This is a genomic window from Leptolyngbya sp. PCC 6406, assembly GCF_000332095.2.
Lineage (GTDB): Bacteria > Cyanobacteriota > Cyanobacteriia > Phormidesmidales > Phormidesmidaceae > PCC-6406.
Window position 1 is genome coordinate 2,179,046 of record NZ_KI913949.1, and the last position, 11,785, is coordinate 2,190,830.

Here is an 11,785-nt window from a genome sequence, read left to right on the forward strand (position 1 = left end):
GCCGCAGATAGCTTCTGATACTCACAGATAACCTCTCAACGGTCGGTGTGCATGGGCGTTGTTAGGCATCTATTTGTTCGCGCCTTATAGCAATTTCTACTATTTTGTTTATTGTCTGTTGCTTTTCTTCAATCTGTCGATCTATTTCTTTTTGTTCATCAAGCTTGATTTTTACGGCTTGAACTATCTCGATCTGTTTTTCAAATTCTGGAATTGGAAGTCTAAAATTTAAAAGTTCAGTTGATGATACTTTTACCATTGTTTGGTTCTTCCCTTTTGCAACATACTTAAAATACAATCTACCTATGACAGAATTAAAAATGCAACTTAAATATTGTTTTTCAATATAGGTTTCGTCTAATTTAACTCTTATATATAAGTCTGGGAATATTATATTTTCTTCTATATCATCGTTCACAATTGATGCAAGAGCTACTAAATCAACAGTATTACCCCTGCTTACAAAAAAGTCACCCTTTTGAATAAAGAAGTCTTCGATATTGTTGCGAGTTTCTTCTGTAAATTTTGATGGTTCAATTCTAAGCACACCATCAAAACTAAAGTTTTCTTGACCTAGAACTGGAATACCATCACCGCCTTCAACCGATAATGGACTCCATCCATTTTTTGTAGATCTAATAAAACGACCGAGCGTTTGAATACAATCAATATCAGAATAAAGAATTGATTGAATGTATTGCAATTTGTTCCATCTCAGTCCACTTCTTAAGGATGGATTATATGAACCAACGTTGCTCAATGAAGTAGGCAAGATTTTAGTTTTTTCTAATTCATATACTTCATCAAGATCAATTTTGAAGTAGTCTCCAAAAACTTGATTAATAATGTTTAGGGTTCGTGGTTTTAAGTTTTTAAGTTCTAAAATTTCAGCTTCAAGTGGCTTTATTTCTTCTAATAGCTCGTTTTGCTTTGAAAATTCTACTAAAGGTATTGGGATTGATAATATATCAGGTTGAGCTATATTCTTCTGAGTCTTTCCTACACCAAAGACACTAAAATATTTTTTGTAATAATCAGAGTTAAATAATAGCTTGATGAAATGTGGAACAATAGTTTTTGTATCAACTTTTACAATTATCAAATAGCCTGAAGGTATGGCCTTTACTTCTCTTTCAAAATACAAATTAGCTTCTTTTTTATTCCAGACATAAGTTAATCCAACAGTTCCCGAGCGACTGATTATAATATCGCCATCCTCTAATTCTTTTGAAATTGAATAGGAGTCTCTTATAAACGTGACATCGCTAAACCTAATTTCACCACCTTTAAAGTTGTTTACTGTAGGATAGATTACATCTGATGAATTGAAGTCTTCATAATTATCAGGCGATATATCCTTTCCATTACCTATCTCAGCAATAAATTTTGAAAAACGAATAATCTTAAAATCAACATCTTTCTGCACGTAATCATGAAATCTAAAGTCGCAACGAAAGCCAATATTTGATGCAACACTTGTTAATTTGGATTTAAAAACTACTCCCATATCACCTCTTTTCTAAGGCTGTCTAATATGGTTAGCAAGTTAGTTGAGCGAAGCACAATGTCATCACTTTTATAGCGAGAAAGTACACCATTTTTGAAATGCTTAATAAGCTCAAGATCTATTCTTTCTATATACTCAGCCTTTAAAGTATCATTTTCATAATACTTCTTGAAAATTTCAATTACCTGTGATTTTTCTGATTCTGCTTGTTCAATCTTTGCAATTTGTATTTCAATGTCCGCATTGAGTTTTTCTGCTTTCTTTCTCAACGCTTCGGTTTCTTTATCTTCAATTTTCTGATTTGCAGCTTCTAATTCTTTTTTCAGTTCGTTGAGCTGCGCGTTCAAAATCTTGATGTCTTTATCATAGTTTTCAATAATTTCCTCTGTTTTGATCGTATTAGGTGCATACTCCAAATTGTAAAGGTCATTTGGCATTGGGTTCTCACCCCGTTTGGTTCGTTTGTAGCCGACATTTTCAGCTTCTGCCATAAAAATATCATAATTCATTTCTTTTGCTACTTCGCCAAATACCCACCAAGCATTGTAAAAGCCAAATACATCAGTTTCTTTTTCAAATTTTGATAGACTGTTTATTTCTTCACTATATTTAGTAAGTAACTTTTTTGGATCTAATGTTTCATCTTCGGGGGTTATGTAGTCCTTCAAAAAACGTTTAATATTGGTTTTAATGTGTTCCAAATCTTCCTTATTAATGACCTCAATAGCTTCCTTATCTTCATTCTCCAAAAGTTTATTCAGGTCAGTAGTGAGTTCTTTTGCCCACGCATACTTTTTACTTAGTTTGACTTCATTTACAAAGTAGTCATAATAGCGAACTACACGGGTTTTAAGTTTTGCCCATTCTTTTCCATGTTTATTCCAAAGCTCATTCCATTGCTCTACTTGTTTTGGCTCTTCCGGTCTGGCTATGGACAAAGGGCTACTGAGCAGGGGAAATGGAGAGAGAAATAAACGCTAGAAAGGCGTGAAGTGTTTGATATACAAGGGATTGGCTAGAATTAAAGGGTGAGAGAAAGTCGCCATATATGGGTGAGCGCCATGATCACAGAATCTGACGCGAGGCAATTGACAGAGCTACTGGGTCTTCCTGAGACAAAAGTAGAGGATATGACAATGATAGATGGGGTGGGGCTATTTTTTGTAATTAGCCCCACCCGCCGAGATGCAGAGTGTCCCCGGTGTGGGAAGCGAAGTCGTCATTTGCATGAGAATCATCGGTATAACATTGAGGATTTGCCGTGGAATCAACAGCCCGTAGTGTTGCGAGTCAATCGCCGCCAGTTTTGGTGCCAGGAATGTGGACAAGTGTTTAGCGAAGAACTGGCCTTTGTTAAGAAAAGGCGGTTGTATACGCAGCGGCTAGCGAAGCAGATTGTCGGCCAAGTGTTAGGGAGTAGCATTCACAGTGTGGCGGCTCGGACAGGGCTGAGTGACGAGCAGATTGAGACGATGATAAAGGATGCCGGAAAGGCGTATTTACCCGAGAGCCCAGAACCGATTAGATATCTCGGGATAGACGAGATAGCGGTCGTCAAAGGTCAGGGTAACTATTATGGGGTGCTAGTGAACCTAGAGACGCACCAGCCGATCACCCTTCTACCCTCACGAACACAAGAGGGATTGCGCCAAGTCCTTAGCCAATGGGGACCAGAGGTGCTTGAGGGGATTGAAGGGGTGAGCATAGACCTGTGGAAGCCCTACCAAAGTTTGGTAAAAGAGATGATGCCGAATGCGACCATTGTCGCGGATAGATTCCATGTCACCAAACTCGTCAATGAGGAGTTAGATAACGAACGGAAAGCGGAGAAGAGAGCGGCCAAGAAGATCGCAAAAAAGGCTGAGAGGGAGCGCGTCATAGAGGGTCTTAATGGCAGTAAGTATGCGTTACTAAAGAACGAAGGGAATTTGAATGAGAAACAGAAGAAGAAGCTCATAGAAGTGAGCGAAGTATCCCCTAAATTAGCAACGATGCATCGATTGAAAGAAGAGTTCAGAGAAATCTTTGAATCCTTCGAGAATTGGGCAGAAGGGACGTTAAAGTTACTGGACTGGATGGCGGATTCATCGACATTTTTCAATCAGAGTTGTGGCACGATTAAACGATGGTTTGATGAGGTGACATCATACTTTGAACTGAGAATAACTAATGGGGTTGTGGAGGGAATAAATAACAAGCTTAAGTTGATCAAGAGATTAGGTTATGGCTTTGGCAATTTTGACAATTTCAAGTTAAGAGCTTTGTTGCCGTGGGTATTTCCTTTTGAAACACCATAGCCAGACCGGAAGAGCCCTTGTTTTTTGGTTTTCTTTTGGGCAAACAAAAGACTTGTTTTGGTAGAAGTGTAAGGCTCAAAAGTAACTTGCGGTAAACTTACGATTGCTTTTATGTTGAAATATTTGAAAAGAAATAGACGTATATACTTGTTTTCGGTAGTATCAAAAACGCTTTCAGGAAGCACAACGCCTAATCTACCGCCTTCCTTTAAAAGCTGGTAGTACCGCTCAATGAATAAGTTTTCGGAATTCTTTTTGCCACCGAAGATAAAGGTATTTTTTACTTCTCTTTGAGTTTGTGTATCTAAATCAACACTAAAAGGAGGGTTGCTTATGGCAACATCAAATTTTGCGTTTACTTCTTTGTCGTTGTATAGCGTTTCAGGGTTTGCAGTTTCTAAATAATTGGGGGATGTTTCTTTTACATAGAAACGGAAAGGCAACAAACCATCTTTTACAAAAATGTTGGTTGAGCCGTCACCGTGTAAAATCATATTTACTTTGGAAGCTGTGCCCAAGTCAAAATTGATTTCAGAACCATAGAGATATTCTTTTGCCCATTTGTTCTCGGCATAATCAGGCGTAAAAAGCTCCTCGTAACGCTGTTTTATTTGTCGGCTTGATTTGAGTTTTTCTTTCTGTTTGTATTTAACTTCTTTGGTTATCAATTTCATTGCTTCTACCAAAAATGTACCGCTACCTGCTGATGGGTCAATGATAAGCGGTAGTTCTCGGTCTTTGTTCAGTCGGTCAATTGCTAATTTGTCAATTTGTAAAGCGTAAAGCAAAAAGTTAACGATTGGGGTAGGGGTAAAAAATTGTCCCTTGTTTTGTTTGAAACCGTCTCTTGTAATACTTTCAAAGAAATCACCCAAAATGTCTTTTCCGTCCAAAGAACTACGACCTTCCAAAAATGAAAAGCTCTCTAGGGATTGAACAGTATAAATGAGCTTATTCAACGAAAACTTATTTCGGTTGATGACATTATCATCATCTATTTTTTGTTGCTCTGAAACATTGAGTTGTTCTTTTAATGCTCGTTTATAAAGTTGGTTTATTCGGTCATAAACCTTTTCAGATCCTTCAACATGATTTCCGTATTGGTAAATTTGAAAATCATATTCTTGTCCGTCTTCCTTTTCATATTCGTCTTGAATTTTAGCAAGAATGATATTTACCAGTGAATAGAAAATTTCACTATCATTTGTTCCGCCGCCGCCCCAAAGAACATTATGAAGGTTTCTTCCCAGTCCTTCAATTTCTTCACGATTGATTTTAGTTCTTAAGTCGTGTTTTTCATCTCCTTTGATTAAAGGTTGTTTCTTAGGTTCGCCGTAACCTGCTGTAATTTCTGTTCCAATAGAAATAAAGCCATCATTTTCCCAATCGGTGTAGTTTCGGTATTTCTCATAGTCAATAATAATTGCTTTGTCTAAAATGCCTTCGTCTTGTAAATCGGCTGTGTAGTAAACTAAATATTTAACTTTGGTTTTAAAGTCTTTTTCTTCTGCTAATGCCAATGAGAAAAGTTGCCCTTCAATTTCTTCTTTGTCTTTTTCAAACTTGTCAGGTGCTTTGGTTTCAACGAAAAAGAATGGATTTCCTGTGTCGTCTTTAACGATGACGTCTATTCGGGGTGTTAATTTTCCGTGTCCTGCTTTTACGGAATATTCTTTTTCAATTTCAATGTTCTCAGGTTTATAGTCAAGTTCATTTACTAATCGGTCAATTAGAAATGCCCTTACAATTTCTTCGTCACCTGTCAAGGACTTTAGAACTCTGTTTTGCTTTATTTTCTCGGAATACTGAACAGTCGCTTTGTCAATGTTGATTTTTGCAACACTGTTTTTCTGTTCTTGTAGTCGCTGTTCAATATGCTGTTTCCACTCTTTCATCTATATTCCATTCCTGTAAGTACTTTTTCGGGTTATGCCTAACTCTTATTAGAGGGAATCGTTCTGTATAACACCCCCATACGGGTAATTAGGTGGAAATCTGTCAGTCTAAATCCCCGTATCGGGTGATTAGGTGGAAATACGTCTGCCTAACACCCCTATAGGGGTGATTAGGTGGAATGATTCAGTATAATCATCTCTCCAGCATGACGCTCAAGTTGTTTAGGGTTTCTACTGATGCTGGGTCAAACAAAGTGAGACCCAGCCTAGGCCAACCTGGTTCGCTAGCAAGGAGGCTGGCTACACAGCAGCGACTAAAACTGAAGGCGCGTCAGGCGTTAGGAGCGATGCCTTATTCGGTGTTGCTTTCGAGGTAGCCCACGGCATCCGCTGATCCTCCGAGTATCCGTGCTTCTTCGAGCGGAGTCGCATACTCATCAATCCTAGTTCTGATGCTGAAATCTGCGCCCGCATCCTTACGGGTCTGGGTGAGCACATCGGGGGCATGACTCATGCCATGGCAGGGTCAGGTGTGGGGTTCCCCAAACAGCACGACGGAACAGGTGAGACCCGCCAAGACTTCATGGGTGACATCGCTGACTGCCAGTCCCCCAGCGGTGCGCCGCCGCATGGATCGCAGAATCACCAGATCCATGGTGCGAGAAGCTTTTAGGATCACGGCGGCAGGATCATCGTGGTACGAAACCTCTAGCTCATAGTTCACCGCAGGCCCCTGCTGGATGGAGTCTTCCAGGGCTTGTTTGAAGGCCACGATCTGGGATTCGGGGGTATGGCGATCGCAGACATGAAGCAGAATGATCGCCGCCGCATGGGTATCGGCAAAGACCTGCCCAAAGCGGATGGTGCGGATGGTTTGGGGGGTGATGGTTTTGACCGGAATGAGAATCCGACGCATATTCACAGGCTCTGTTTTCAGCCGGGTCACCGCCACCGGACAGTGGGCCGCCCAAAACACATCGTCAATTAAGGTGCCAAACAATTTGGCGCGCAGTCCTTGGGAAGGGCTCCAACCCATCACAATCAATTGGGCATTTTGCTCCCGAGCGGTGCGACTAATGCCCGCCGCCACATCATCCCCAATGCGGGTGCGGGGGTAGGCCGGGGTACCCAGGCTGGTACTGATGGCCTCGGCGGCACGGAGTAGCTGGCGGGCCTGCCCCAGATCCGCCACCAGTTTGGGGTCGTCCATATGTACATGGGCCGGAGCAATGGCAACCGGGATAATCTGCCCTTTTTTATAGCGGGCAATCAGGGCTGCCATCTCAATCAGGTAGCGCTGGGTCACCGGGTTGGAAATGGGAACCACCACGGTAAACGGACCTGCCTTCGGTAAATCCGGCACCAGCCAGTCAGCCCAGTCATCCTCGTGGGTGGAATGGATTATCGGGGAGGAGAGGGGCAGGTTTCGGGCCACCCGTCCGGTGATAATGGATCCCGCCAAGGAGGTGACCAGCATCAACACAATCACGCCGTTAAAAATCGTAGGGGTGAGTAAGCCCACCTGAAGCCCCACTAGGGCGGCGGCTAGGGTAGCGGCTACTTGGGGCAGAGATAGGGACCACATGGTCCACATTTGGGTCCAGCTATAGCGAAAGAGTTTGGCCGCGATCGCAGCTGCCCCTAACTTAGTGAGCATCAGCGTCGCCACAATGCCCACCGTCACGGCAAGGCGGGTGGTCAGAGCCTCGATAAAAATGGGTACATCCAGCAGCAACCCCATACAAATAAAGAAAAAGGGAATGAAGAGGACGCTGCCAAAAAACTCTACCTTTTCCTTAACCGGGCCATCCCCCACTACGTCATTGACCGCCAACCCCGCCAAAAAAGCCCCCACAATCTTATCGACATTGATAATTTGAGCCCCCGCTGCCGAGAGAAAAACCGCCAGCAGAATAAACAAAAACTTGTTGCCTTGATCATCACCAGCCTGCTGAAAGTAACGCTTACCAGCCCAGTCGAGGCCAAACAAAATTACCGCTGCGTAGATGGCCAAACTAATCAACTGTCCCGTGAAGGCCAAGGTGGAAAATTCGCCCCCATGGATAGAGACGCAAACCGCCAGGACCAACAATGCAGCAATATCGGTGAAAATAGTGGCCCCCACCGTCACCGTTACCGCCTCATTACGCGATACTCCCAAGCGCATGACAATGGGATAGGCTAACAGGGTATGGGAGGCCATCAGGGAGCCAATTAGCACCGAACTGTTCCAGCCAAAGCCAATCCAACGTCCCAGAAGCGTGCCCCCAATCATCGGCACCGCAAACGTCAGAAAGCCGAAGGTCAGGGAGCGATCGCGACTGCGGCTAAATTCCTTGAGATCGATTTCCAGCGCCGCCACAAACATCAGATAGATCTTGCCAATGTCCGAGAAGAGTTTTTCCGTTTCTCCATTGGCATCTAACAACCCCAAGACATTCGGCCCTAGAATTACCCCTGCAAACAACAGCCCCACCAACCCCGGCAGACGAAGGCGTTCAAACACCTGGGGCAAGGTCAGACTTACCAGCAGCATGATGGTAAAGGCCGCCAAGGGACTTTCTAAAACCAGGGATCTAAAGGTTTCCATAGGGCAGCTCTATCCGGGGAATCTTAGGCAAATCAATAGCTGGAAAAGACCACGGGACTCAACATACAAAAAAGTGGGCGAGTTCGCACTCACCCACGTAATACAGGAGTTATTTAGGAGATACGACTCAGCCAATTCCAGAGACCGCCGCCAGACACCCGCCATAGCATCATTCTATTTACGTGTGTCTATGCTAACTTTTCCAAGAATATAGGCTGATCAATTGATATTTGAGCAGAAAAACCTATTTTTGGCAAGTCTTGTAAACTTTCCTTGCTGAAACCTTATTCCTGTGCAGGGGGTGCACCTAGGGGCGGGAGTCAATAAAAATTCGCAGAAATCCTAGAAATAGGCCCAATAGAGCTAGATAGGCAGTCATGGCTACTAACACATTGATATCAAAGATGTGCTGACTACCGCTGACAGTAGGGCTGATAAACAGAGTCGAAAAAGGCGTTACAAAAGGGTCGGAGAGACCATAAATGACCCCGGCAAAAGTGTTATCCGGGTTGGCCGCAGTCAAGCGCAACATAAAGCGCAACCCTAGGAGTACCTCTAGGGATACCACTAGATAGATGATGCCCTGAACAAACTTATCCAGCACGGTCACCCGACGGGCTTGGGCATGGCGAGCAGCTTCCCGTTGCAGACGCTGCTGCTCTAGCTGAGAAGGTGGGGGCTGTCCCAATGGGGGCTGGGGAGGGTGAGAGTTGGCATCGGCGGGATGGGGATCTTCTGGATATGCCATGTATTTACACTGGGAACCGTTCTAGCAGCCTAACAAAGTCCCCCCCAAGGCGGCATCAGACTTAACCTTTGAACAACTTGGCGGTTCTGCGATCGCGCCTAGGGATCTGCGGTCAAATAACGTACGGATCCATCCGGTTTTCTCCTCAGGGAATCGAAAGGGTGCCGCGATCGCAATCCAAGGTCGCCATCACCCCCACAGGTAACGCGCCATTGACGCCGTCATGTCCAAAGGGCAACTCCGCCAGGATAGGAATGCCCAAATCCCTGAGGCGGTCCTTGAGCACCTCCACCACGGTGAAACTAGGGACATTCTCTAGTGGGTCACAGCGACTAAAGCGACCCAGAGCCACCCCAGCTAACCCTTGCAGCTTCCCCATCATGCGCCAGTGGGTCAACATCCGGTCTAGGCGATAGGGGGCTTCCGTCACATCCTCTAGAGCCAGAATGGCCCCCCGCAAGGGCGGCTCGTGGATCGTCCCCAACAGGTGGGTGGCAACGGTGAGATTGGCCGGCAGCAGTGGTCCCCGTGCCCGTCCAGTCCCCCAACTCTGCCCCGTCAACGGCGACAGAGCATTGCCCTCTACCCAGTCAAAGAGACGCTGGCGAGACCAGTCGGGCTCCGCCGCCAGGGTGGTCAACAGGGGGCCATGGACCCCCGCCACCCCCTGCCCTGCCCAACTCCACAGCAGGCTGGTGATATCAGAAAAGCCAATCAGCCACTTCGGCTCCCCTAGGGGCCACTGCCATTCCTCCAGTAGTCGTGTACCCCCGAAACCTCCCCGAGTGCAGAGTACTCCCCGACAGTGGGGATCTGCTAGTGCCTCTAAGAGCCCCTGACGCCGCTGGTCATCGGTCCCCGCCAGATAGCCCCAACCCTGGTCGTAGTCTGGGGGCAACTCCACCACATACCCCCGAGATCGCCAAATCTCTACCCCAGCGGTAAAGGCATCTAATTCTCGCAGTGCCCCACTGGGGGCCACCACCCGCAGGCGATCGCCAGGTTTTAGGGCTGAGGGCAAACGGCAGGAGAGCATGGTTAGAGTCCGTCGAAGTCAGGCTGACCCATCTAGCGGAAAATCTTCCGGCAGAGAACCTCAAGATCCAAGATAGCGTCTAAAGTTTTCCCTAAGCTGCCTGATGCGATCGCACCTACCCTGTAGAAGACCGTAGGACCATCACCGTCTTACCCCCTGTATCACCATGCTGAGCGGCCCCGCTTCCACCCTTGACCATACCCTCCTGACCCTGGGGGCGCCGATTACGGCAGTCAGCGAACCCATTCGTACCGCCTTCGGCACCCTATCCCCCACGTTTCAGCCCAAGGATCTCAGCACCGGGCGACTACAAGCCATCCTCGACAGTCTAGAGGATGCGGTATTGCTGGTCGATGCCCTAGAGCAGCCCCTCTACGTCAACGAGGCGGTTTTTGATCTACTGGGCCTCAATCCCGCCTGTGAAACCCTAGAAGCCTGGGCCGCTGCCGTTGGTGTCGAAGCCGCAGATCGAGTTGGCGTACCCACCTCCGGTAGCCATCGCCCCTATCCCTGGCAAGACTTTCCCCTCTCTCGGGTGCTGCGGGGAGAACCGGGCAACCCCATAGAACTCCACCTGCGCCATCCTCACATCGCGGCGGTGAGTTGGTTGCGGGTTAGCGCCACCCCCCTCAACGGCAGTGACCACCATATCGCTGGGGCCGTGGTGGTATTGCGGGATATCACCGCCCGTAAACGCTACGAGAGCGATCTCCAGAACTCCCGCAATCGTTTCAAAGACCAGGCAGATCAGCTCGCCGCCACGCTGATGGAACTGCAAACGACCCAGAGCCGTCTCGTCCAGACCGAAAAAATGTCCAGTCTAGGCCAGTTGGTAGCCGGGGTAGCCCATGAGATCAATAACCCCGTCAACTTCATCCATGGCAACTTGGTTCATGTGGATGCCTATGTACAGGATTTACTGGGGTTGATGGATGCCTATCAGCAGCACTTAACCCACACCCCTCCGGCCCTAGAGGACTACCTGGATGCGGTGGATCTGCCCTTTATGCGGGAGGATCTGCCCAAGCTAGTGGCCTCCATGCGCATTGGCACCGAGCGCATCCGCGAAATTGTCCTTTCCCTGCGCAACTTTTCCCGCCTGGATGAGGCGGAAATGAAAACTGTAGACCTCCACGAGGGACTGGATAGCACCCTGACAATTTTGGGCAATCGCTTCCGAGGCGGAGATCAAGAAGCCACCGTACAAGTGGTCAAGCAATATGGCGATCTGCCCAAGGTGGAATGCTACCCCGGCCAGCTCAATCAGGTGTTTATGAACCTGCTCACCAATGCCCTAGATGCTCTCTCGGAGCAACGGCGATTGCAGATCAGTAACCCTTCAGTGGCGAGCCTGCTCATCACCCCCACCATCACCCTCCGTACCGAGGTAGTCACCCAAGACTGGATTCGCATTGAGATTGCTAACAACGGCCCCGCCATCCCCGAAGCGGTACAGCGGCGGATGTTTGATCCCTTCTTTACCACCAAGCCTGTGGGCAAGGGTAAAGGGATGGGGCTATCCATCAGCTACCAGACTGTGGTGGAGCAGCACGGGGGCTCCCTCAAGTGCATTTCCTATCCCGGCGAAGTGGTGGCCTTCCGCATTGACATCCCTATTCAGCAGCTTCCTCAGAAAGAATGAGCGCCCTAATCAGCGAGCCATTATTTCTGGCTCGCCATGAGGGTTTGCTTGCGCCGGAAAATTCGCAGAC

Annotated in this window: 8 protein-coding genes; 2 read left to right on the forward strand and 6 right to left on the reverse strand. The window is 46.8% G+C overall.

Annotated features, from left to right (window positions below; all coding sequences use genetic code 11):
- Window positions 1-61 precede the first annotated feature (61 nt).
- Both LEP6406_RS0209850 and LEP6406_RS30170 read right to left on the reverse strand, forming a co-directional pair.
- Window positions 62-1,507, reverse strand: coding sequence for a restriction endonuclease subunit S (locus LEP6406_RS0209850; RefSeq protein ID WP_008310052.1), 1,446 nt, complete (start codon window positions 1,505-1,507; stop codon window positions 62-64).
- On the reverse strand, window positions 1,498-2,445 hold the full coding sequence (locus LEP6406_RS30170; RefSeq protein WP_008310054.1) for a V-type ATP synthase subunit I domain-containing protein: 948 nt from the start codon (window positions 2,443-2,445) through the stop codon (window positions 1,498-1,500). The genes LEP6406_RS0209850 and LEP6406_RS30170 overlap by 10 nt, the downstream gene beginning before the upstream one ends.
- Window positions 2,446-2,568: 123 nt before the next feature.
- On the opposite strand from LEP6406_RS30170, the gene LEP6406_RS0209860 reads away from it, so the two are divergent.
- Window positions 2,569-3,804: an ISL3 family transposase gene (locus LEP6406_RS0209860; RefSeq protein ID WP_027268755.1), complete on the forward strand. Its 1,236-nt coding sequence runs from the start codon at window positions 2,569-2,571 to the stop codon at window positions 3,802-3,804.
- Here the strand turns inward: LEP6406_RS0209860 and LEP6406_RS0209865 are convergent.
- The 4 genes from LEP6406_RS0209865 to LEP6406_RS0209885 all read right to left on the reverse strand — a co-directional run bounded on the left by LEP6406_RS0209865 (window position 3,729) and on the right by LEP6406_RS0209885 (window position 10,073).
- Window positions 3,729-5,699 (reverse strand): type I restriction-modification system subunit M, encoded by a 1,971-nt coding sequence (locus LEP6406_RS0209865; RefSeq protein WP_008308932.1) that lies wholly within the window; start codon window positions 5,697-5,699, stop codon window positions 3,729-3,731. The two genes, LEP6406_RS0209860 and LEP6406_RS0209865, sit on opposite strands and share 76 nt — an antisense overlap.
- A 526-nt stretch (window positions 5,700-6,225) precedes the next feature.
- The gene (locus LEP6406_RS0209875) at window positions 6,226-8,289 is read right to left on the reverse strand and encodes a cation:proton antiporter (protein WP_008308936.1); all 2,064 of its coding nucleotides are present in this window, start codon (window positions 8,287-8,289) and stop codon (window positions 6,226-6,228) included.
- 307 nt (window positions 8,290-8,596) lie between these two features.
- Window positions 8,597-9,037 (reverse strand): YggT family protein, encoded by a 441-nt coding sequence (locus tag LEP6406_RS0209880; RefSeq protein ID WP_008308938.1) that lies wholly within the window; start codon window positions 9,035-9,037, stop codon window positions 8,597-8,599.
- A 145-nt stretch (window positions 9,038-9,182) separates the two neighbouring features.
- Complete coding sequence (locus tag LEP6406_RS0209885) at window positions 9,183-10,073, reverse strand: S66 peptidase family protein (protein ID WP_008308940.1); 891 nt, start codon at window positions 10,071-10,073, stop codon at window positions 9,183-9,185.
- A gap of 166 nt (window positions 10,074-10,239) precedes the next feature.
- On the opposite strand from LEP6406_RS0209885, the gene LEP6406_RS27365 reads away from it, so the two are divergent.
- A complete protein-coding gene (locus LEP6406_RS27365; RefSeq protein WP_008308942.1) occupies window positions 10,240-11,715 on the forward strand; it encodes an ATP-binding protein in 1,476 nt (491 codons plus the stop codon).
- Window positions 11,716-11,785 lie beyond the last annotated feature (70 nt).

What these genes read in the sequence shown, in the direction of transcription:
- LEP6406_RS0209850 (WP_008310052.1), bottom strand. Translation starts at nt 1,507, where the DNA reads ATGGGAGTAGTTTTTAAATCCAAATTAACAAGTGTTGCATCAAATATT.
- LEP6406_RS0209860 (WP_027268755.1), top strand. Translation starts at nt 2,569, where the DNA reads ATGATCACAGAATCTGACGCGAGGCAATTGACAGAGCTACTGGGTCTT.
- LEP6406_RS0209865 (WP_008308932.1), bottom strand. Translation starts at nt 5,699, where the DNA reads ATGAAAGAGTGGAAACAGCATATTGAACAGCGACTACAAGAACAGAAA.
- LEP6406_RS0209875 (WP_008308936.1), bottom strand. Translation starts at nt 8,289, where the DNA reads ATGGAAACCTTTAGATCCCTGGTTTTAGAAAGTCCCTTGGCGGCCTTT.
- LEP6406_RS0209880 (WP_008308938.1), bottom strand. Translation starts at nt 9,037, where the DNA reads ATGGCATATCCAGAAGATCCCCATCCCGCCGATGCCAACTCTCACCCT.
- LEP6406_RS0209885 (WP_008308940.1), bottom strand. Translation starts at nt 10,073, where the DNA reads ATGCTCTCCTGCCGTTTGCCCTCAGCCCTAAAACCTGGCGATCGCCTG.
- LEP6406_RS27365 (WP_008308942.1), top strand. Translation starts at nt 10,240, where the DNA reads ATGCTGAGCGGCCCCGCTTCCACCCTTGACCATACCCTCCTGACCCTG.